At 64.7% G+C, this 21,936-nt stretch carries 23 protein-coding genes; 9 read left to right on the top strand and 14 right to left on the bottom strand.

What is annotated here, in order from left to right:
• Positions 1–70 precede the first annotated feature (70 nt).
• A complete protein-coding gene (locus tag QM615_RS08245) occupies positions 71–1,036 on the bottom strand; it encodes a lysophospholipid acyltransferase family protein (RefSeq protein WP_149406912.1) in 966 nt (321 codons plus the stop codon).
• 116 nt (positions 1,037–1,152) lie between these two features.
• Here QM615_RS08245 and QM615_RS08240 point away from each other — a divergent pair, with 116 nt between their 5' ends.
• Positions 1,153–2,556 carry a GntP family permease gene (locus tag QM615_RS08240; protein ID WP_094640457.1) on the top strand — a complete coding sequence of 468 codons (1,404 nt, stop codon included), beginning with the start codon at positions 1,153–1,155 and terminating at the stop codon, positions 2,554–2,556.
• Here the strand turns inward: QM615_RS08240 and QM615_RS08235 are convergent.
• Complete coding sequence (locus QM615_RS08235) at positions 2,553–3,338, bottom strand: SDR family oxidoreductase (RefSeq protein WP_149406911.1); 786 nt, start codon at positions 3,336–3,338, stop codon at positions 2,553–2,555. The two genes, QM615_RS08240 and QM615_RS08235, sit on opposite strands and share 4 nt — an antisense overlap.
• A complete protein-coding gene (gene heR / locus QM615_RS08230) occupies positions 3,335–4,117 on the bottom strand; it encodes a heliorhodopsin HeR (RefSeq protein WP_149406910.1) in 783 nt (260 codons plus the stop codon). Before heR ends, QM615_RS08235 begins: the two co-directional genes overlap by 4 nt.
• A gap of 56 nt (positions 4,118–4,173) precedes the next feature.
• Between heR and QM615_RS08225 the strand changes: the two genes are divergently transcribed.
• Complete coding sequence (locus QM615_RS08225) at positions 4,174–4,752, top strand: TetR/AcrR family transcriptional regulator (protein ID WP_149406909.1); 579 nt, start codon at positions 4,174–4,176, stop codon at positions 4,750–4,752.
• Positions 4,753–4,759: 7 nt separating this feature from the next.
• On the opposite strand, the gene QM615_RS08220 is transcribed toward QM615_RS08225, so the two are convergent.
• Both QM615_RS08220 and QM615_RS08215 read right to left on the bottom strand, forming a co-directional pair.
• Positions 4,760–5,368 (bottom strand): YdeI/OmpD-associated family protein, encoded by a 609-nt coding sequence (locus tag QM615_RS08220; RefSeq protein ID WP_149406908.1) that lies wholly within the window; start codon positions 5,366–5,368, stop codon positions 4,760–4,762.
• A 40-nt stretch (positions 5,369–5,408) separates the two neighbouring features.
• Entirely contained in the window at positions 5,409–6,371 is a 963-nt protein-coding gene (locus QM615_RS08215) for an SMI1/KNR4 family protein (RefSeq protein WP_149406907.1), read from the bottom strand.
• Between the two features lie 130 nt (positions 6,372–6,501).
• Between QM615_RS08215 and QM615_RS08210 the strand changes: the two genes are divergently transcribed.
• Positions 6,502–6,972, top strand: coding sequence for a YdeI/OmpD-associated family protein (locus tag QM615_RS08210; RefSeq protein WP_188078737.1), 471 nt, complete (start codon positions 6,502–6,504; stop codon positions 6,970–6,972).
• Positions 6,973–6,997: 25 nt separating this feature from the next.
• Here the strand turns inward: QM615_RS08210 and QM615_RS08205 are convergent, their stop codons facing one another.
• Complete coding sequence (locus QM615_RS08205) at positions 6,998–7,702, bottom strand: M50 family metallopeptidase (RefSeq protein WP_094640494.1); 705 nt, start codon at positions 7,700–7,702, stop codon at positions 6,998–7,000.
• A gap of 109 nt (positions 7,703–7,811) precedes the next feature.
• On the opposite strand from QM615_RS08205, the gene QM615_RS08200 reads away from it, so the two are divergent.
• From QM615_RS08200 to QM615_RS08185, 4 genes are all read left to right on the top strand, one after another.
• Entirely contained in the window at positions 7,812–8,825 is a 1,014-nt protein-coding gene (locus QM615_RS08200) for a Bug family tripartite tricarboxylate transporter substrate binding protein (RefSeq protein ID WP_262498490.1), read from the top strand.
• A gap of 90 nt (positions 8,826–8,915) precedes the next feature.
• Positions 8,916–10,301: a GntP family permease gene (locus tag QM615_RS08195; protein ID WP_149406905.1), complete on the top strand. Its 1,386-nt coding sequence runs from the start codon at positions 8,916–8,918 to the stop codon at positions 10,299–10,301.
• A 47-nt stretch (positions 10,302–10,348) separates the two neighbouring features.
• Positions 10,349–12,031: a sensor histidine kinase gene (locus QM615_RS08190; RefSeq protein ID WP_410482247.1), complete on the top strand. Its 1,683-nt coding sequence runs from the start codon at positions 10,349–10,351 to the stop codon at positions 12,029–12,031.
• Complete coding sequence (locus QM615_RS08185) at positions 12,024–12,716, top strand: response regulator (RefSeq protein WP_149406903.1); 693 nt, start codon at positions 12,024–12,026, stop codon at positions 12,714–12,716. Before QM615_RS08190 ends, QM615_RS08185 begins: the two co-directional genes overlap by 8 nt.
• A gap of 17 nt (positions 12,717–12,733) precedes the next feature.
• On the opposite strand, the gene QM615_RS08180 is transcribed toward QM615_RS08185, so the two are convergent.
• The 4 genes from QM615_RS08180 to QM615_RS08165 form a co-directional block, all read right to left on the bottom strand.
• A complete protein-coding gene (locus tag QM615_RS08180) occupies positions 12,734–13,690 on the bottom strand; it encodes an acyl-ACP desaturase (protein WP_149406902.1) in 957 nt (318 codons plus the stop codon).
• Positions 13,691–13,818: 128 nt separating this feature from the next.
• Positions 13,819–14,253, bottom strand: a complete 435-nt coding sequence (locus QM615_RS08175) for a GtrA family protein (RefSeq protein WP_149407082.1) — start codon at positions 14,251–14,253, stop codon at positions 13,819–13,821.
• A 164-nt stretch (positions 14,254–14,417) separates the two neighbouring features.
• Positions 14,418–14,585 (bottom strand): hypothetical protein, encoded by a 168-nt coding sequence (locus tag QM615_RS08170; RefSeq protein ID WP_156516139.1) that lies wholly within the window; start codon positions 14,583–14,585, stop codon positions 14,418–14,420.
• 107 nt (positions 14,586–14,692) lie between these two features.
• Positions 14,693–16,078 (bottom strand): maltokinase N-terminal cap-like domain-containing protein, encoded by a 1,386-nt coding sequence (locus tag QM615_RS08165; protein WP_149406901.1) that lies wholly within the window; start codon positions 16,076–16,078, stop codon positions 14,693–14,695.
• 157 nt (positions 16,079–16,235) lie between these two features.
• Between QM615_RS08165 and QM615_RS08160 the strand changes: the two genes are divergently transcribed.
• Positions 16,236–17,000 (top strand): pirin family protein, encoded by a 765-nt coding sequence (locus QM615_RS08160; protein ID WP_149406900.1) that lies wholly within the window; start codon positions 16,236–16,238, stop codon positions 16,998–17,000.
• 112 nt (positions 17,001–17,112) lie between these two features.
• Positions 17,113–17,607: a DUF4190 domain-containing protein gene (locus QM615_RS08155; protein ID WP_283347237.1), complete on the top strand. Its 495-nt coding sequence runs from the start codon at positions 17,113–17,115 to the stop codon at positions 17,605–17,607.
• A gap of 18 nt (positions 17,608–17,625) precedes the next feature.
• Here the strand turns inward: QM615_RS08155 and QM615_RS08150 are convergent, their stop codons facing one another.
• The 4 genes from QM615_RS08150 to QM615_RS08135 form a co-directional block, all read right to left on the bottom strand.
• A complete protein-coding gene (locus tag QM615_RS08150; RefSeq protein ID WP_149406899.1) occupies positions 17,626–18,744 on the bottom strand; it encodes a GGDEF domain-containing protein in 1,119 nt (372 codons plus the stop codon).
• 101 nt (positions 18,745–18,845) lie between these two features.
• Positions 18,846–20,429 (bottom strand): ABC transporter permease, encoded by a 1,584-nt coding sequence (locus QM615_RS08145; RefSeq protein WP_262498488.1) that lies wholly within the window; start codon positions 20,427–20,429, stop codon positions 18,846–18,848.
• Entirely contained in the window at positions 20,426–21,304 is an 879-nt protein-coding gene (locus QM615_RS08140) for an ABC transporter ATP-binding protein (protein WP_149406898.1), read from the bottom strand. Before QM615_RS08140 ends, QM615_RS08145 begins: the two co-directional genes overlap by 4 nt.
• The gene (locus QM615_RS08135) at positions 21,301–21,915 is read right to left on the bottom strand and encodes a TetR/AcrR family transcriptional regulator (RefSeq protein WP_149406897.1); all 615 of its coding nucleotides are present in this window, start codon (positions 21,913–21,915) and stop codon (positions 21,301–21,303) included. Before QM615_RS08135 ends, QM615_RS08140 begins: the two co-directional genes overlap by 4 nt.
• Positions 21,916–21,936: the final 21 nt, after the last annotated feature.

The following is a 21,936-nucleotide window of genomic DNA, read 5'->3' as shown; positions in this document are numbered from 1 at the left end:
AATCCCTACGACGGAGACGTTAGAAACGATCGCGGTCAGCTTCGGTCCGCGATGCCACTGCGGCGGTCGATCAACCGAAGACGGGGAACTTTCGTTTGCGGGCCAGGGCATCCATCCCGGACTGAATGCTCGCGCGCACCTCGTCGTACTTGGCGTCGACGTACGCCTCGTCCTCGCACCGCGCCGGATCGTGGTCCAGTTCGACCGGCGGCATGAAACGAGTGCGAATCTTCGCGGGCAACGGAATCTGAGGTAGCGCCGCGGGCGCAATGATCCACGGCAGCGAGATCGCGATCGGAAAGACCTTCAGCCGCGCAATCTTGTCCAGCTTCAACGCTTTCGACAGCTTGTCGCCGCGAATGAGCACCGGCATCGCGTCTGCCCCACCCACCGTCGCCACCGGCACGATGGGCACACCCATCCGAATGGCGAGCTTGATGAAGCCGGTTCGGCCACCGAGGGTTGCCTCGTCCCGTTTGCTCCAGGGCCGCAATGAATCGACCTCGCCGCCCGGCCACACGATGACGTCTCGGCCCTCGGCCAGTGCCGTCGACATCGAGTCCGGTGCCGCGGGAAGCACCCCCATGGATCGAAAGACTTTTCCGATCAACGGGAACGCCATCAAGGCATCGTGCGCGGTGCCGTGCAGAATGCGTCTTTCACCGAAGTGCCGCCACCACTGAGCGCCGACGGTCCACGCGTCCCAGACGAACGGCGCACCCGAATGCACGCCGACGACGAGCACCGGAGACTCCGGGATGGTCTCCCAACCGTCGATCTCCATCCGGAAGTAGCGGTCCATCACCCCGTTCCAGAGTCGCTGCTGCCGGTCCATCGCCACGGTGTTCTGATCGTCGAGGTCCCAGCCGCCTGCGCGTTCGGCAACCACCGCTCCGAGGCCCCCGGACGACTTCTCCCGACGCTCTTTCATCTTCAGACGCGCCGCCGCGGCGTACCGCTGCGCTTGCTCGCGCAGCTGCTCCTTCGTCGGTTCTTCGGAGCCGTCCCCACCCAGTACGTGATCCCCATCACTCATACCCGCACCGTACTCCACCCGTCCGAAGCCGACTCACAACCAGCGCTCGTAACCCCGCGCGACGTCCCGAGTGTCCGTTATGGTCAGAATTCGAGCCGAGCGAACGAGGTATACCGATGGATCCGATCGAACCGGCATACGGAACGACAGCTCTGCTGCTGATCGCCGCCGCAGCCGTTGCAATCCTGCTTTTCCTCATCATGAAGGTGAAACTGCACGCTTTCGTATCCCTGGTCCTGGTCAGCGCGGTCACTGCCGTCGCGGCCGGGATCCCGCTGGCGGACGTGCCGTCGGCCCTGCTCTCGGGCTTCAGTTCCACGCTCGGCTCGGTGGCGCTGCTCGTCGCGCTCGGCGTGATGGTCGGCAGACTGCTCGAAATCACCGGTGGTGCACAGGTATTGGCCGATACCCTGATCAACCGATTCGGGGCCAAACGCGCACCTCTGGCGCTCGGTGTCGCCGCACTCATCTTCGGCTTCCCCATCTTCTTCGACGCGGGCCTCGTCGTCTTCCTGCCGATCATCTTCACCGTCGCCAAACGTTTCGGCGGATCGGTGCTGCTGTATGCCCTCCCGACCGCAGGCGCATTTGCCGCGATGCACGCCATCGTTCCCCCGCACCCCGGTCCGGTCGCTGCCACCGAACTCCTCGGCGGCGACATCGGATCGGTACTGCTCGTCGGCGTTCCCGTTGCCGTCGTCTCCTGGTTCGTCGGCTCGTACCTCGTCGGTACCCAGCTCGGCAAGCGTTTCCACACCTTGCCTGCAGATCTCTTCTCCGACGGCGCTGCCAACTCCGAGGAGCACGACAAGGAAATGGCCGCGCTGCGCGATCCGGCTCCGAAGTTCGGTGCGGTGCTGTTCATTCTGCTGACGCCTCTGGTGTTGATCTCTCTCAACACCGTCGTCAACACACTGACCACGTCGGGTGTGCTGACCGGAGACGAGACCTGGGCCGCAGCGCTGACGCTCATCGGTCAGACACCGATCGCGCTGCTCATCACGCTGCTGCTGGCTCTGTTCATCCTCGCGCCGGGACGCTTCCCGGTGGCCGACGGTGCCAAGTACATGGATCAGGCGCTCGGGCCCATCTGCTCGATCATCCTGATCACCGGTGCCGGCGGCATGTTCGGTGGCGTGCTCCGGGCCAGCGGCATCGGGCAGTCGCTCACCTCCTCGCTGTCCGGCCTCGGACTGCCGATCCTGCTGCAGGCCTTCCTGATCGCCACCGCGCTACGCGTCGCGCAGGGTTCGGCCACCGTCGCTCTCACCACGACCGCCGGACTGATCTCGGTGCAGGTGGCCGAATTGGATCTGAGCAACTTCAAGATCGCGCTGTTGGTGTTCGCCCTGGCCGCTGGAGCCACCGTGCTCTCCCACGTCAACGACTCCGGCTTCTGGCTCGTCAGCCGCTTCTTCGGCATGGACGAGAAGACGACCCTCAAGACCTGGACCGTCATGGAAACGACACTGGGACTGGCGATCTTCGCCCTGGCATCGCTGCTGTGGGTGGTGTTCTAGCGGGGTGGACTGCCTCGATTGACGAGTCCGAGCAAGACCGACGGGGCGAGCCTCGACCCGATGATCGACACTCGGCCCAGTCCGATGGCGATCTCGTCGCGGCCTCTGTCGAGTCCGGCCATCGTCTTGTCGAGAAACTTCTCCAGCGGCATCGCCATCGGCGGCGCGCTGTCCATGCTGCGGTGCAACGGTGTGTCGACTATCGGCGGGACGAGTTCGACGACCTGAACGGTGGTTCGGCGCAGTTGATGCCGAAGACTGACGGTGAACGAATGCACGGCTGCCTTGGTCGCGGAGTACACGGGAGCGCCGGTGAGCGGAACGAAACCGAGGCCGGAGCCCACGTGCACCACCCTCGCGCGAGGAGCACGGCGCAGGAGGGGCAGCGCTGCCGAGGTGACGTTCACGAGGCCGGTGAAATTGGTGGCGATCTCGTCGGCGATGTCGACACTCTCCGGCTGCTCGTGCGCCGAGAAGTCCAGTGGGCGTTGGACTCCGGCATTGTTGATCAGAGTCGTCAGATGCGGAATCGAACCGGCGATCTCCGCTATCGCGCGGCCCACGGATTCCGGGTCGCAGACGTCCATGACGATCGGCGTCATGCCGGGGTGCTCCGCGGCCATCACACTCAGGCGCACGCTGTCGCGACCGGTGACGACGACGTGGGCCCCACGAGCGTGGAACCGGGTGGCGAGTCCGGCACCGATGCCCGATGTCGCGCCGGTGATGAGAACCACGTCGTCGTCGAAGGACCCCGGGTGTGACCTTCCGCGTCCGATCATGCGAGCGACCCGGCAACGATCTGCCAGGCCAGAGCAGATTTCGCGGCGAGGCTGAGTACGAGGTAGACGAACTCGCCGAATGCGTAGTCCCGCCACGGCCCGATCCTTCGGTACTGCAGCCATTGGTTGGCCGCGAAGCTCATGAAGAAGACGAACAGCGAGAAGAAGATTCCGTAGACGAACCCGGGAACTTCCGAGGCACCGACGAGGTTCACGGTGATCGCTACCCAGGGTGCGGCACCGGCGACACAGCCGAACCAGAACGCGGTGAGGTCCGGTCGCTGTCCAGGTGGGTTGAAGCGCTCCTGGAGCCAACCGAACAGGATCATCGCGACGTTGGCACCCACGATCGCGATCAGCGCGCTGATCTGCGTGATGCCGGCGTACAGGGCGATAAGGACCACCATGATCGTGGCGCTGACGCTGTACTCGAGCCATCGAAACGGGTTGATACCGCGAGAGAGGTTGCGTTCGTATGACTTTCGTAGTGGAACCCCGGTGACGAAGTGATCCACCGCCGCCAGTGCGAGGAAGACGGCGACGGCGATACCGATGGGAACCGCGAACGCTTCCTGCGCTTGCGGAACCACCGTTCCCGGCGGTCCCGCGGGGTAGGCGGTGGTCACATCGATGGCGAAGTCGGATGCGATGACGAGCACCGCGATGGCCTGAACAGCGTGCAGCGCGGACAGCGAGAGGTTCCAGATGCGGAGTCGCCTCAGCCTGTCCGGAGACAGAGGATGCTCGGTCGCGACGGCCGGGTGCGGAGTGCGTGCCATGACCGATAGCCTTACAGGTTGTAAGGCTGCTGACAAGGAGTGGTGGGGAGAACGCTGTGAAGACGGACGAAGAGCTGTCCGCTCGCCAACGGATCATGCTCGCCGCGATCGAATTGGCCGGCCAGCAGGGGACCGGGCGCATGACGATGTCCGCAGTAGCCGCGCGTGCGAAGGTGTCCCGACCTACTCTGTACAGCTACTTTCCGGACGTGCATCGGATTCTGGAAGCCTGGGTCGAGCAGGAAGTGGTGCGCGTCGAGGCGCGGCTTCAGGACGTGTTGGACCGGGGCGCAGGGTCGGATCCGATGACGGTGCTGGGTGACTACATCGACCTGCAGTTGAACTATTTCGTCGAATCCCCGACGAGGGCCCTGCTCACGGCGGCCGCACTGGGATCGCCGCCGCAGGCCGTCACCGGACACATCGAACGGTTCCGCGCAGACGTACACGGGCTGCTGTCGGTTCTGGGCAGGCAAGGACGTCTTCGGGCCGATGTGGACGTCGAGATGCTGGCCGGGCTTGTCATCGCGGGGATCACCTCGATGACCTCTCACGTGCTGGAGGAACAGCTATCGCCTACCGAGGCGCGACGCCGATTGCTGGACATCATCTTTCGAGGATCGCTTCGCGTGTGACGGTCGGCTACCCCGGCTGTCGGTCCCGCTTGGGTTGCCATCGAGCTGCGCGCTCGCCGATCGAAGCGAGCCGAGCAGTCTCGTGCACTCGAGAGGCTCGGGTCTCGGGCCGCTTGGCGGTCACGATCCACTCCAGAATCCCGCGACGCGCGGACGGCGGAAACTGGTTCCAATTATTTTCCGCATCAACGTGTTCGGCGAAGGCGGCGGCCAGGTCCTCGGGAACGATCAGATCCTCGACCTCGTCGAGAACGGTCCATGCTCCGTTGGCCACGGCAACCTGGACGGCGCGCTCTCCCGCCGGAAGCATCAGGCCTGCTTCACGAAGGGCCTCGATACGGATCTTGTTCGGACGGGACCACGCGCTCGCGGGTTTGCGGGGCGAGAAATACAACATGGTTCGCTCGTCGTCCAGCTTGCGGGGTCGACTGTCCACCCAGCCCACCGCGAGCGCTTCCGCGACGGCGTCGTCGTAGCTGATCGCCGGTTTTCCAGTGGCCTTCTTCCACGACACCAGCCACGCCGATTCCGCAGTTCCGTGATGGGCGGACAACCACGTCCGCCACTGCGCACGTGTCTCGGCATGCACTCTCGGTGCGTCGTCCATGACGGCCATGCGTATCCCTTCGTTCGTCGGGATCAGTCCAGCGCCCGTCTCACTCGTCCACTTCGAAGACGCATCCCCCGGATGGAAGCTCCAGGACGACGACGTCGTGATCTTCTCCGGTGACGATCGCGGTGTAGACCACCTCCGACCCATCCATCGACACCCACCAGTTCATGTTGGCACCGCGCACGCGCGGCACCTGCCGATATACCGCTCTGGCGTCCTCCACAACGGAATGCGGATGCAGCTTCCGAGCGGTATCGACGACGGTGCGACGGACATGGTCGAGACTGATCAGGTCGTCGTCGTCCGAGAGCTGCGATGGTCGAAAATCGATAAGCGGGAATGGCACTCGAACGACTGGCAGAGTAGCCGCGTATGCCATCGATCCCTCCGATAACGCGGGGTCACGCCAATGGAGCACGCCGTCAACGAACGTGGGCGTCACGTCGTCGTAGATCGCCGATCCGGTCTCGACGCTGCGGTGCACCGCTGCGATGTACTCGGTCAGCGAGTTGAACCAGGGCGCGCCTTGGTCTGCGGAATCGTACGAGAAACTGCGGATACAGCCTTGCCGAGCACCCGGGCGCGTGTCGACGTAAAGTGTGCTGCCTGAACCGTCTTCGGCGATGGGAACATATGCCGGGACGAACATCTCGGCCGTCTCACCTGCCTCCTGAGCAAGCACTTCGGCCGGCCAGTCCTCACCCAGATCGTCGATCGGATGCAGATTTTCGAGACTGAACCGGTGCCGATCCACAGCTCGGTCGAGCGAGCAGAGAGTGAAGTCCGGCAACACCGAGCCGACCGGAACGTAGTCCTCGCCGTAGGTTTCGTGCTGCCCGTCGTGCAGTCCGTAGAACTCTCGCAGTTCCGACGTCCACGGCGTGGTCTCACGTTCCGCGGCCTCGCGCTCATCCAATGTCCGTGGGGGCCGAATCGAGGCGGCGGTGACGGGCGCACGTTCACGAAGCATCGCCATGTATGCGGTCCATACCTCGGAGAGGTTCACGACTCGAATCTAATGGTTCTCGATCTGCAAGGGGGTTCGATGCGAGTCTCCATTCCGCAGAGATCGTTCGTTTATGCTGCGATCGTGGGCGAATTTTCCCTCAGCGGTGTGTCTACGATGCGAGGTAATCGTGAGTGATCGCATTCGATTCGACGGAGTGCTCGAACCGTTGACGTGGGGCAAGAACACGTATGCCATCGTCCGAGTCCCGGCAGAATTGGTCGAGGCCGCGAAGCGATGGCCGACGCGCCGGATCGACGGTTCGATCGACGGCCTCAGCCTCAACTTGGGACTGAACAAGGCTGATGCAGATGTGATGCCCGGGTCCTTCGTCTATGTCGGTGCGGGCCTTCAGCGCCGATTGGGCGTCAACATCGGTGATCTGTTGTCGTGCGAATTCGAGCCGGCCGACCCCGATCTGGTGCCGGTTCCGAAAGACCTCGAGCAGGCAATGGAGAACGCAGAGTGCACAGCGGCCTGGGAGCGCAAGCGCGCCAGCGAACGGCGCCAATTGTTGATGCCGATCGACAACGCGGCGCGCGAGCAGACCCGCGCAGATCGGGTGGCCCGACTGGTGAGGATGTTGACCGACAATTCGTAGACCGGTAGGACCACCCGGCTTCCCGTCACTGCACCGGCATCAGAATTCGCCACGCCCCCAACGCCAGTGAGCCGACGGTGACGAGCAGGAACAGGCCGACCCAGACGATGCCGGGGAGGAAGGTCAACCGAGCCAGCTGATCGGCGTCGGAGTCCCTGGCCCGTCCTGCGCTGCGTGATTTCTGCAGTTCGAGAACGGGACGCGGACCGGCGATCAGCAGGAAGAACGTGATGAAGTACGCCGCAGCGACCTGCTGCTCTCCGGTGCCCCACCAGGACACGACGAACAGGGCAGCTCCGACGACGACGAGCGAGAGCAGCCCGTAGATGTTGCGAATCATCAACAGCATCAACGCAATCGATACGACGCCGATCCACAACACCGCGACTGCATGCTGGGTTCCGAGCACGAACGCGGCGCCGAGACCGAGCAGCGACGGCCCCACGTAGCCGGCGAAGGTCATCGCGATCACGCCGAGGCCGGTGGGCTTGCCCTTCGAGATAGCGACGCCCGAGGTGTCGGAGTGCAGTCGCAGGCCCATCAGCTGTCGGCCGGTGATCAGCGCAACGAACAGGTGCGCACCCTCGTGCGCGATGGTCACGACATTGCGAGCGATGCGCCAGGTCTGCGGCAGTACCACGATGACAAGAGCGGCCAGCGCGGCAACTTGGACGATCCACACCGGCGGATCAGGACTCACCGCGGAAATGCGGTCCCAGAATTCGTTCACACCCCAGTATGCGGCAACGCCGAAGCACCGCAGGACCACAAAGAACTTTGTGATCATTGGTTACCTATGGGTGACGGCGGTCACGGCCGTGGGTCAAGATGAAAGCACGATGACGAATCCACCGAGCTCGATGACGCGACGGCGCGCGCTGGCGTGCCTGGCGACGTTGCCGATGGCATTCTCGGCCGGGTGTACCGGCTTCGGTCGGTCGACGACTCCGTCGGATCTACGGATGCTCATTCCCAACACTCCGGGCGGCGGTTACGACGTGACTGCCAGAACCGCGTCGCGCATTCTCGAGAAGCACGGCTTGACCGGGCCCATCGAGAAGTTCAACGTCATCGGCGGTGGCGGTTCCGTCGCGCTGGCCAGGCTCGTTCGTGAGACCGGCAACAGTGCGTTGATCGGCATGGTCGGGGTGGGTGTTGTCGGAGTCGCGCAGGTGGCCGAGGCACCTTGGGGACTGTCGGACGCCACCGCACTTGCACGGCTGGTGGACGAACCGGAGGCTCTCGTCGTTCGATCGGGCTCACCGATGCCGTCGTTGAATGGCTTCCTCGACGCCTGGCGTCGCGGACCGCAGCAGGTGGTCGTCGGCGTGGGCTCTGCGTTGGGCGGGCCCGATCACCTGTTCACCGTGGAGTTGGCCCGTGCAGCCGACATCGACACCGAGGCCCTGAACCTGGTGACGTTCGACGGTGCCGGTGATCTCCTCGCGGCAGTACTCGACGGCACTGTGGACGTGGGCGTGGCAGGCGCGGGTGAGTACATCGATCAAGTCGACAATGGTTCGCTTCGCATCCTCGCAGTATCGAAGCCGCCCGACGCACGGTCCCGCGGTGTCACCGCCGCGTACGACGCCCCGACACTCACCGAGTCCGGGATCCCGCTCGAATTCACCAATTGGCGCGGATTCGTAGCTCCACCCGGCATTTCGGACTCGGCCCGGAACGGCTTGGTCGACGCGCTGACCCGTATGCGCGACACCGACGAATGGCAGGCCGCGATGCCTCTGCGCGGTTGGACCGACTCGTTCCTCACTGGGGATGAGTTCTCGGAATTCATTGCGACAGAGGATATTCGAGTAAGAACCACCTTGGCCGAATTCGGCATCACCCGGTAACAACCACCCCGAACTGCCGATCGAGGTCGGCGTCCAACAGTGCACTGCGAGGTTTCGCCGTGCGCTGATCGAATCACGGAAGGACATCTCGTGGACGAATGGGTCCAAACCCTTTCCACAACGGCGCTGCTGTCGATCGCCGGTATCGCCATCGCGGTACTACTGCTGATGATCATCAAGCTGAAGGTACATCCGCTTCTGGCACTCGTGATCGTCTCTCTCGGAACGGCTTTCGCTGCGCGCATTCCGATCTCGGAGATCCAGGACGTACTGATCGACGGATTCGGTACCACCCTCGGTGAAGTTGCGCTTCTCGTGGGATTGGGTGCCATGTTCGGCCGGCTCGCCGAGATCAGCGGTGGAGCACAGGCGCTGTCCAGTGCGCTCGTCCGGAAGTTCGGCGACAAACGCGCCCCGTTCGCGCTGGGAGTCGCGTCGCTGCTGTTCGGGTTCCCGATCTTCTTCGACGCCGCTTTCATGGTGATGCTCCCCATCATCTTCGGCGTGGCTCGGCGGCTCGGTGGAAGCGTCCTGCTGTACGCCCTGCCCGCTGCAGCGGCACTGTCGACCATGCACGTGTTTCTGCCGCCGCACCCAGGTGCCGTCGCATCGACCATCCTGTTGGGCGGCGACGTCGGACTGACGATCCTGATCGGCATTCTCGTGGCAGTGCCCACCTGGTTCATCGCCGGGCATCTGTACGGCACCTTCATCGGCAAGCGGATCTATCTCCCGGTGCCGGATCTGCTGAGCGGTGGCCCGCAGGTGGAGACGGTGGAGAACCCTCCCAAGCCGGGTGTGATCATCGCGCTGCTCATGCTTCCGCTGCTGCTCATCTTCGCCAACACGGCGCTCACAACAGCGGCCAGAACCGGCAACCTCGACGAGAACTCGCCGCTGGTCACCGTCCCGCAGGTCATCGGATCCACACCCGTTGCCCTGCTCATCACGGTCATGGTCTCGATCTACGTGCTCGCACTTCGTCGCGGCCGCACGGCCACGTTCGTGGAAGATCTGCTCGACAACGCGCTCAAGCCGATTGCTCCCGTCGTACTCATCACCGGGGCCGGCGGGATGTTCGGCGCGGTGTTGCTCGCCAGCGGCATCGGTGACGCCCTCGCCGAGACGCTTCGCGACCTGGGCCTTCCGCTCATCGTCTCCACCTTCGCCGTCGCAGCCATCCTGCGCATCGCCCTCGGCACTGCCACCGTGGCCATCACCACGTCGGCCGGGCTCCTCGGTGCTTCGATCATGGCAGCGGGGCTGAACCCGGTACAGACGGTCGCGATGATTCTCGCCCTCGCTGCAGGGTCGTCGATCTTCCCCCATGTCAACGACGCCAGCTTCTGGCTCATCGGCAAGCTTCTGGGTATGGACGTCCCGACGACGTTCAAGACGTGGAGTGTCATCAAGACCCTGATCTCGCTCGTCGGGTTCGCCTTGTCGTCGGTCGTGTACGTCCTGGCGTCGATCTGACTCCGTACTCGACACGGTCGGAGGGGGTTGCAGGCATCATGAGGCACATGCGACGACGACCGGCACCGCGCAGCCTGGCAGGCCAGGTTCTGCTGTTGCAGCTGGTCGTCGTCGCCGTGGTCCTGGTCGCGGTAGCAGGCGTCTCGGTGCACCAGGCCGGTGCGGAATTCCGCGACACCCAGGGCGGACGCCTACTCGCCGTTGCCGAGAACCTCGCCTCGACTCCTGTTGTCCGCGAACAGGTTGCATCCGTCGAAGCAGACAAGGTCTTGGCACCGGAGGTGGACCGGGCCGTCGACCTGTCCGGGGCATCCGTCGCCGACGTCGTCGTGTTGGACGCGACCGACGTGGGCAGATCCGTGATCGTCGCTTCCTCCGTTCCGGATCGCGTCGGGATCGCCGGGGAACTCGGTGCGAGTGATGCCGAGGACGGACGGGCCTGGACCGGCGATGTCCGGGTCGACGGACAAGAATCGATCTCCGGTCACGTCCCGGTTCTCTCGCCGACAGGCGAGGTTCTGGCCGTGGTTGCCGTCAGCTCGACGTACCCGTCCACCTGGCGCCTCGTCGCCGATGCCGGGGCACCGCTGCTGTTGTATCTCGGACTCGGAGCAGTCCTCGGGCTCATCGGTTCCTTGCTGCTCTCTCGGCGTATCAAGACCCACACACGGGGGCTGGAGGTCGAGGAGATCGCCAGTCTCGCTGATCATCGAGAAGCGTTGCTGCACAGCATCGGTGAGGGGGTGATTGCAGTCAACACGGAGGGTGTGATCACGGTCCTCAACGACAGCGCCGCCGAACTCCTCGGCCTGACCGAGCATGCTTCCGGTGCAGCCACGGTGATCGGCCAGAGTATTCACGAGGTTCCCTTGGATCCAGTTGTCCGCCGGTACCTGATCGACGCCCAGGACAGCGGCGATGTGGTGCTCCCGACGGCGACGAGAATGCTGGTGCTCAGTCGGCGGTCGGCCTCGAGCAGGGGCCGACGTATCGGTACGGTCACCACCATGCGTGACAGCACCGAGCTGGCTCGGCTGCAGAGTCAGCTGTCCTCCCACAAGTCGGTCACCGACACATTGCGTGCGCAGACTCATGAATTCGCCAACCAGTTGCACACCATTTCGGGTCTGACTCAACTCGGCGACCACGACGCAGTGACGGACTTCGTCGGTGCGCTGACACGCCGTCGAGCGGAAATCAGTGACGCCGTCACCCGAAGTATCTCCGACCCGGCCGTCGCGGCATTGTTGATCGCGAAGACATCGTTGGCTGCCGAGACCGGTGTTGCGCTGGAACTGAATCCGACCTCTCGGCTGCGGACCTTGGATCCCATGCTCGCCACCGACATCATCACCGTGCTCGGCAACCTGATCGACAACGCCGTGGATGCGTCGACCGGAAGCACGGGTGCCCGCGTCGTGGTCGACATCGATGATTCCGACGGCATCGAGATGCAGGTCGCCGATTCCGGACCAGGTGTTCCCGACAGTATGCGCGCCGAAATCTTCTCGCGCGGCGTCACATCGAAGACGGAGACACCGGGAGGGCGAGGCATCGGACTCGCGCTCGTCCGGATCGTCAGCACCCAGCATGGTGGCACCGCCGAGGTCGACGATGCTCCGGGAACCGGCGGTGCACGATTCACCGTCCGTATTCCGTACGACCACGAATCACCGCGACACGGGAACGCGCGCGTGGCAGGCGTCGGAGGTGACGGGACAGATGAGTGAATCGGACCGCACCTACGAAGTCCTCGTCGTCGACGACGATTTCATGGTTGCAGACATACACCGACGATTCGTCGATGCCACCCCTGGTTTTCGCACCGTCGGCGTGGTTCATACCGCGGCAGATGCGGTCGCTGCAGTCCGCACGCTTGCACCCGATCTGGTGCTGCTCGACGTCCATCTCCCGGACCGTTCGGGTCTCGACGCGCTGCAACGCCTCCGCAGCGAAGGTAACGGCGTGGCAGTCGTCGTCGTCACCGCAGCCCGAGAACTGGACACCGTGCGCCGTGCCCTCCACGGTGGAGCGGCCGACTATCTGGTGAAGCCGTTCGAGTACCCACAATTACTGGACAAACTCGGAAACTTCCGCCGACGAGCTCGTGCGCTGTCGAGCTCGAAAGGCATGAACCAGTCGGTGATCGACTCGCTGTTCGGGGCACCGAGTCCGTCCGCGGGCCCGAGCCTGCCGAAGGGGCTGAGCCGGGAAACCGGGTCGCTGGTGCTACGGACAGTTCGCGAGGGCGGCGAGGTATCGGCCAGTGAATGCGCAGACCTCGCTGGTCTGTCGCGGGTGAGCGCGCGGCGATACCTGGAGCACTATGCCTCTACGGGGATCCTCACGGTCCGACTCGAATACGGCCGCGCCGGAAGGCCGGTACACCGATACCGAGCAACCGACTCGACCTGAACAGCGGCTTCGCTGCACTAGGAGGCGCGTGCTTCGGCCTTCGCGCGTTCGCGGGCGAGGGAGCGATCACGCATCTCCTCGAACTTGGTGGCCTGCCGCTCGAGGTCTTCGAGGAACGCGGCGAGTTCTTCGCGCTTGTTCTCCCCGCGTGCGGTGAAGTCGTTGCGCTCGAACACGCTCCACTTGCGCAGCACCGGCCAGACGACGTCCTCGAGGTGCTGACGCAGGTCGTAGATTCCGTGCTTGGCCATGAGCACACCGTTACGGCGGAAGTTCGGCATCCCGGCACCGGGCATGACGAAGTTCATCACGATGTCCGAGACAGCCTGCAACGTCTGATCGGGCGAGATGTCCATCGCTGCGCCGGTGATGTTGCGGTAGAAGATCATGTGCAGGTTCTCGTCGGCGGCGATGCGCTGGAGCATTCGGTCGGCGATCGGATCGTCGCAGACCTTGCCCGTGTTGCGGTGTGAGACGCGGGTGGCGAGTTCCTGGAAGGTCACGTAGGCGACCGAGTGCAGCAGACCGACCCCCGCACCGGCGGGCGAGACGTAGCCGTTGGTCATGTGGATCATGCGGGCTTCTTCGAGGGCGACGGGATCGACGCCGCGGGTGACGACGAGGTAGTCGCGCATGACGATGCCGTGGCGGTTCTCCTCGGCGGTCCAGCGACCGACCCAGGTTCCCCAGGCACCGTCCTGGGAGAAGTTCTCGGCGATCTCACGGTGGTAGGACGGCAGGTTGTCCTCGGTGAGCAGGTTGGTGATCATCGCGGCCTGTGCGACGTCGGAGAGCTTGGACTGCTCCGGGTCGTAGTCCTGGCCGCCGAGTGCGGCGAAGTTGCGACCTTCGTCCCACGGGACGTAGTCGTGAGGGTGCCACTCCCGCGCCATCGAGATGTGACGGTTCACATTGTCCTCGGCAGTGGGCACCAGCTCTTGCAGAAGCTCGAGTTGTGTCAGATCCCTGGCCATCGAGATGCCTCCTCGCGTTGACGTCAGCTCGCAAGCCTAGGGCGATCGATGCGCAACACGCGGAGTCTTGCCCGGATTCTGTTAGAGGTAGCAATCGATGTCTGCACGCAGTGGTGCAACGTCACAGCTCAGCGAGCGGCGAGACCGGAACCCGAGGACGCGAGCGTCGCCGGACGGAACACCCAGCCACGGAGTGCGAGGAACCGGGCGGATCCGAAGATGCCACCCACAGCGATGACGACCAGAACCTGGACGTACGTCGGCGCTGCCGGGAACAGGATGTGCACTGCGGCCAGTGAGGCGGTACTCAGACCAAGCCCGATCAGGGCCAGTCCCCCGGCTTCCCACTGCGTCTGGAACCAGCCGACACGACCGGCCGCATGAAAGGTGTGACGGCGGTGCAGCTCGTTGGCGAGCACGGTACTTGCGGCCACACCTGCGAGGTTGGCAGTGAACGATCCGAGAGAAGCGAGGGCGACGAACAACAGGGCGTACACACCGTTGCTCGATACCCCGACGATCACGAAGCGCGTGAACTGAGCGAGCACCGACTCGCCGAGCATCCGCGACCTGATGCGGGGCGCACAGCCCGACGACCCGGACGCGGCCGGAGCTTTCAGGGAAGTGCTCACGAGGACTCCAGTTGTAGAACCGGAAGCGTCGGTCGGCGCTTCGACTCGATACAACTCCGCCCGAGAACGAATTGGTCTCGGGCGTGACGGAAGTCTCAGGCCTTCGTGGAACTTTCTTCCCGAGCGCGCTTCTTGCGGTCCAGGTCGATGTTGAGACTGTTGGGCTTGATCGATGCGACGAACAACACCGCAACGAGCACGACCACCACGACGATGGTGATGACGACCACCGCGATGCCGAAAATTGCCAAGATACCGTTCATGTCCTGCCTCCCGTGTCAGGCAATACGGTACTTGTCGTAGACGGGCCGGTCGACCACGACCCCTGGGTCGTTACTGCAGGCTCCACTCCCGCCCCCCAGCTCACCGATCAGCTCACCAGGCGCGCCACGGCGCGCAGCGGCAACGACAGCCAGGTGGGCCGGTTGCGTGCCTCGTACAGAACTTCGTACACGGCCTTGTCCAGCTCGTATGCGCGCAACAGGTCGGCCTCCTCGCGGGGATCGTGCCCGGCCACCGAGGCGTAGCCGTCGAAGAATGCAGCGATGCTGCGGGCCGCCCACTTCTCGGCTCGCTCTCGCGCCGACTGGTCCTCGGGCAGATCGACCAGCAGGTGGTTGGCGGCGTAGTCGAACGAGCGCAACATTCCCGCCACGTCACGCAGAGCGCTGTCCATCTGCCGACGCTCGGCCAAGGTCTTCGCCGGCTCACCCTCGAAATCGATGAGCAGCCACCGTTCGGGAGTGCCCAACACCTGACCCAGATGCAGGTCGCCGTGGATGCGCTGCACCGTGGTGCTGTTCGACGCCTCCGCCCGCGAGATCAGTGCGGTCGCCGCCGGGATGTACTGCGCGATCTCCGGCACCACCCTGGCCACTCCCGAGATGCGGGCGAGGATCTCCTCGACGGCGGTGGATTCGACGGACCGTTCGGCGGTGCCCAGCACCGATGCGAGGTCGTGGTGCACCTGCGCCACGGCTGCTCCGATTCGGTGGGCGTCCGGGGCGAAATCTGCGGGCAGGTCTTCGATCGGCGTCTCCGGTGAGTCGAACACCTCCTGCACGCTGGCCAGCGCCGCAGTCCAGCCCTCGGCGGAGTTCGCAGCGAAATCCTGAGCCATGCCGAGTGTCGTGGGTTCACCGCCGACTTCGGTTTCCAGCCAGCCCCGAAGCGGTGCCACGTTGACGCTCCCCGCCTGCGCCAGCGCGCGATGCAGTTCCACATCCGGACTGATTCCCGGCGGCACCTGACGAAACAGCTTGAGCAACAGCAGATCACCGAGAATCACCGAGGTGTTGGACTGCTCGGCCCCGAGAACCCGACCACGCAGACCGCTCGGCACACTCGAACCGTCGACGACCTTGAATTCGATGCTGCCAGTAGCTTTTCCGGCGGCAAGCGCGTCTCCGTACAGGCCGATGATCTCGGGGTCGCGTAGACCGTCGTAGACGGCCACCTCGCCCGCCACGGGCAGCAACCACGGTCGGAGGTCGTCGGTCGGTTCGGTTCGGAAGCCCAGGGGCACCTGGTAGGTCTGCACCACGGCCGCGCCGTCCTGCGTCAACTGCACCTCCACCAGCAGATGCTCGGCCGCGAAGTGCGGTTCGTCTCGGAGCACGTCGCGCGCGACGATCCGCACCGAACTCACCGTCGAACCCTTTGCGCCGAACCACCGTTGACCTGGCAACCACGCCGCCAAAGCGTCCTCGAGCTGGGGTTCGACCGTGCGTGCCACACTCGAGCTGGAACCGACCATGAGAATCTCTCGCCGCCTTCTTCGGAGTTTGCGAAGCATGTGAGCGTACGTAGCGAAACCTACCCACTCCCGGTGCCGCCCACACACCGACGGCAAAGACACCCGAACGTTATGCAGGTCGTACGCCGGTGCACAGACATGCTCGTAGAGTGGTCTCATGTCCGCTCCACTGACCGCCCACATCGACGTACATCGCGCCGGTGATCGATCGAAAACCCGTGTGTCCTGGCTGGACTCGAAACATTCGTTCTCCTTCGGCCAGCACTACGACCCCGACAACACCCATCACGGACTGCTGCTGGTCAACAACGACGACATCGTCACTGCCGGTCAGGGATTCGAGACGCATCCGCATCGCGACATGGAGATCGTCACGTGGGTGATGCAGGGTTCACTGGTGCATCAGGACTCCATCGGGCACTCCGGAATCATCTATCCCGGCCTCGCGCAACGGATGACCGCGGGCAAGGGCATCATGCACTCCGAGAAGAACGACTCCTGGAGCATCGACGGCAACAGGCACACCGAACCCGTTCGCTTCGTGCAGATGTGGGTACTTCCGGACAGTCCCGGTGTCACTCCCGGGTACGAACAGCTCGAAATCGGCGACGAATTACTGCGAGGCGGCTTGGTCACCGTCGCGTCGGGGATGGACAAGCACCGCGGGCAGGCGGCGATCGGCATCTCACAGAAGTCGGCGGCACTGCACGCCGCCAGGCTGTTGCCCGGAAATTCGGCAACGGTGCCCGACGCCCCGTTCGTGCACCTGTTCGTCGCGCGCGGCACCGTCACGCTCGAGGGGGTGGGCGAGCTCTGGGAGGGCGACGCCGTCCGCATGAGTTCGACTGGTGGACAAACCATCACCGCTACCGAGCCGGCCGAGGTGCTGATCTGGGAGATGCACTCGCGACTCGGCGGTTGACGACCACGTTCGATGACAAGTTGATCACGGGAGCGCGTGGGGGTCTGTGCGCACCGGAGACACCTGCATACACTCCGAGCGTTCACGATCGCCGATTTCGGAGGTACTCAACGTGTCGAATCAGAATCCGCCGCCTGGAAACTATCCCCCGCCCGGAAACTATCCTTCACCTGGTGAGTACCCCCAGCAGGGCGGCACCCCCCAGCAGGGCGGGTACCCACAACAGCCGATAGCCCCGAAGAACACGGTCGGCACCGTGGCTCTGGTCCTGGCGATTCTGGGTTTGTTGTTCTCCTGGACCATCGTCGGCGGAATTCTTCTCGGCCTGATCGCCATCGTTCTCGGCTTCATCGGACGGTCCCGGTACAAGAAGCGCACCGCCACCAACGGCACCGTGTCACTCGTCGCGATCATTCTCGGCTTCGTGGCCGCAGCTCTGTCGATCGTTCTCGTCGTCGTCGGCGTCGGCCTGTTCAACGCAGTCGGTGGCCAGGACTTCACCGACTGCCTGAGCAACGCAGGCAGCGATACTGCGGCGCAACAGCAATGTGCCGACGAATTCCAGCAGAACGTCGAGAACCAATACGACGACTCGACTCCGAACTGAGTCGCAGCGTCGCTGCACTCACGTCTCGGTGCCTGAGGGAGTCCGATCGTTTCGGGGCGTCGAACCCGCCACGACCACCTGATTGCCGCCCTGCTGTTTGGCCTCGTACATCGCCGCGTCGGCACGTCGCAGCAACAGTGTGGTGAGTTCGACGACGTCGAAACCGATGCCTTCGGCAACGGGATACGTGCAGTGCGCGACGCCGATGCTCACTGTCAGTGGTGCGGGGTCGTCCGCGAAGTAGGCGGCAGATCGGTACTTCTCGGCCAGTGCGAGGGCCTCGTTCTCGGCCGATTTGGTCACCACCGCGAATTCTTCACCGCCCACCCGCGCGACCAGCACACCGTCCGTGGTCAACCGGCGTGCGACGAGCTGCAGGGCGGCGTCGCCCTGGTGGTGACCGAATCTGTCGTTGATCGACTTGAATCGGTCCACGTCGACGACCATCACCGACACATCGGTCGCACCGAGGAAATACACCGGTAGTGCCTCGTCGAGCCCTCGTCGGTTGCGCACCTGTGTGAGCGGGTCGAAGTTGGCCGACTGCGCCTGGACCTGCAGTTTGAGGAGCAGGTACTGGAAGAAGGTGGGGCCCATGAACGTGATGGGGACGAGCACCACGAGTTGCGCGACCGCCAGACCGTGATCGGCCTCGGGCGAGAGCAGGATCAGCACGAAGAACAGCGTCACGGCCGCTCCGGCCCACAGCAGGTGGAGCGCCATAACTTTCGGACTGTGGAAGAGCTGGACGTACACGCTGTTGGCAGCGAGCATCGCGAGGGCCACGAATGCGGTCTGCGGCGATCCGTAGGACAACAGAACCAGCGTTACTCCGATGTCCGAGTACGCGGCGAACATCATTGACACGCGCTTCGACGGCCACGGAGCCTTCAGCCAGGCGATACCGACCAGGAGTGTCGACACGATCGCAACGACGAAGACCGACCTGGCGATCGCCGAGGTCGGCGGGGCGTCGGTGAGCCAGAGCAGCGCAGCAGCACCGAGTCCGTACGTGAACGTGCTCAGAGCTGCAGCGAGGCGATACGGCGCGAGCGCACCGTGCAGCGCAAGGTAACTGACAACCGACTCGTAGCTGTGCGGCTGGTTCCACCAGGTGCGCAGGAATGTCGTTTGCACATAACCTCCATGCACGTTCCAGCCGACCATCACCGGACCGGACGCTTCGTCGTCGGACCGGGCCGGACATATCGGCCACGGAGAATGCTATTCGAACGCCGTCAGCCTCGGATGTCTCTTCGCCGGAATGCTGTGAAACCTCCTATGCCGACGACGATGGCAACCGCGACGAGCCAGCCGATCGGCACCAGGCTGAGCGTTGCTCCCGGCAGTCTCGCAACGTGGGTGAAGGGCGACAGATCGAGCCACGGCTGAGGTAAGCCGACCACGGACCCGACCTGGCCGAGCGCGACGAAACCGGCCAGAACGGCCCACAGGACGGTCGCGAATCGAGGAAGAGCGCCGAACAGTGCCACGCCGATGGCCGTCACCACCCATACGGCCGGCAGCTGACCTAGTGCACCGACCAGGACGGACGGCAGTTCGCCTGCGATGTCGCCGGTGGCCGACCCGTACGTCAGCCCGATGGTGAAACCGACGACCAGCAGCAGCCACGCTGCGCCGAGGACGGCGCACAGCAGGTGACCTGCCAGCCATCGCGCGCGCGAGACCCCGGTGGCCAGCACGATCTCGGCCAGGCCCGCCTCTTCCTCGCTGTGCAACCGCAGCAGGGCCGAGACAGCGAACGCGGCGACGACGACGCCCACGATGCTCAACACGGCGGCGATGAACGACTGTTCGACGGTGCTGCCACCGAACTTCTCCAGTGCGTCACCGATGGCAGCGCTGCTGCCGAGTTGGTCACCGATCCCGCCGGTGGACGATCCGATAGCGATGCCGAACAGAGCGAGCCCGACGGTCCAGACGGCAACGGTCCCGCGCGAGAGACGCCACGCGAGAGCGATCGGCCCGGACAGAGAGGGTAGGGCCGCTGCACGGCCGCGGCGTCCGGCCCGCAAGCCGGCACCGAGATCGCGTCGATTCGCAGCGGCGAACGCGGCGACGCAGAACGCTGTGGCGGTTGTCAGTGACAGCAGCATCGGCCACCACCGCTCGTCGGCGAACGGCCGCACCTGCGACGACCAGCCGATCGGCGAGAACCACGAGAGGGTGCCCGAGCCTGCGTCGCCGATCGCACGCGCTGCGAACGCCGCGGCCAGCACGCCGAGGGCGTAACCGCGAGCCGCTCGCGCCCCCGACGCCACCTGTGCCGCCACGGCCGCACAGCCGACGAATACCGCTCCGACCACGGCGACCGACGCCCCGTATGCGACGCTCCCGGCCACCGGGAGCCCGAATCCCCACAGCGAGATCGACGACAACGCGCCCGTCGCCGCCACCCCGCCGACCGCCGACAGCATCGCTGCCGCCAGACCCGCGTAACGTCCGACGGCCGTCGACCCGATCAGCTCGGTCCGACCCGCATCCTCCTCACCGCGGGTGTGCCGAACCACGGTGAGGATCGCCGCCAGCGGAACCAATGCCAACACCAGCCCCGATCGCCACGACACCAGGGCACCGAGATCGCTGCCGAAGATCGGGCCGACGAGCGCCGCCTGTGCCGGTGCCGACAGTGTGCCGCGATAGAAGGCCTGACGATCCGCCGCCGTCGGATACAGACCCTCGAAGCTGACCGCGTAGAGCAAGGGCAGCGCGCCGAGCAGAACGATCCACACCGGTGCCACCAGACGATCGCGGCGCAGATACAACCGCAGCAACGCCCCCGTTCCGGTCAGGGCATTCATGCGTAGTACCTCAGGAACAGTTCCTCGAGCGTCGGCGCGGAACTGGTCAAGCTCTGCACTCCCGCGTCGGCCAGCACGTGCATCGTCGCCGCGAGGGCGTCGTTCTCGACGGTGCAGGTGACGGAGGAACGGTCCACGCTCACCGCGCTCACACCGGGCAGTGTCGCCAGACCGTCGGGCACTCGGTCGAGCACCGCGGTGATCGTGGTGCGGGTCAGGTGCCGCATCGAGGCCAGAGTCCCGGTATCGACCGTCCGCCCCTCTCTGACGATGGTCACCGAACTGCACAGCGCATCCACCTCGGACAGGATGTGCGAAGACAACAGCACCGTGACTCCGCGTCGGGCAGCATCTTTCACGCAATCGCCGAAGTGCTGTTCCATCAGCGGATCGAGTCCCGATGTGGGTTCGTCGAGGATCAGCAACTCGACGTCGGAAGCCAGGGCCGAGATCAGCGCGACCTTCTGCCGATTGCCCTTGGAGTAGGTCCGGGTGCGTTTACCGGGGTCGAGGGAGAACCGTTCGAGCAGTTCGGCGCGGCGGGCGGGGTCGAGTCCGCCGCGCATCCGGCCGAGCAGATCGATCACCTCACCGCCGGTGAGCGACGGCCACAGGGTCACGTCGCCGGGAACGTAGGCCAGACGTCGATGCAGCGCCACGGTGTCGGCCCACGGGTCGCCGCCGAGCAACCGCACCTGTCCCGACGTGGGGCGGACGAGACCGAGCAGAACCCGAATGGTCGTGGATTTGCCTGCCCCGTTGGGGCCGAGGAATCCGTGCACCTCACCGGTCGGTACGTGCAGGTCGAGTCCGTCGAGCGCCCGGACCGAACCGAACGTCTTCACCAGCCCGTCCACGGAAATTGCTTCGGTCATGACGTGGCCTCCAGGTAGGTGTCCAAAGCCTGGGAGTCGGTGAACAATCCGTCGGTGTAGAGCTCGAGTGCAGGAAGCATGATCTCGTCACCGAGCGCGCTCAGGGCCTCCCGGAAATCGACGTCGGGGCCGGCCATCTGCACGTACAGCAGCAGTCCGCCGACGTTCTGCCGCGTCAGGAATCGGGCGCGTGCCGCAGGGTCTCGACTGGGTGTGAAACGGCCGTCGCGAACACCGTCGTCGATGTAGCGGACGGCGTCGGCGACCATGTGCTCGAACAACTCTCGTGCCAACGTGCCGCCCGCGGCGAAACTGCGGACGATGTAGGCCACGAGCGGTGCGTACTCGTCGATGGCCGCGAGCTGTTCCATCATCGCGGTGGGCGCGGCCGAGGCGGCCTTCGACTCCCGGATCACCCGCAGGACGTGCTCATCGCATGCAGTGCGCAGGCCGTCCTTGGACCCGAAGTGGTGGTTGAGCAGCCCGGGAGAGACACCTGCCGCTGTGGCGATGGACCGCACGCCCGCGGTGAAACCCTGCGAGCCGAACACGCCGATCGCGGTGTCACGGATTCGAGCCCTGGTACTGAGATCCTCCGACGCTGTACGCATGTACAGCACATTAAACACCCG

This window comes from Rhodococcus sp. IEGM 1341 (assembly GCF_030056895.1).
Lineage (GTDB): Bacteria > Actinomycetota > Actinomycetes > Mycobacteriales > Mycobacteriaceae > Rhodococcoides.
Note: the sequence above shows the minus strand (reverse complement) of the source record. Positions and strands in the feature narration are given on the sequence as shown.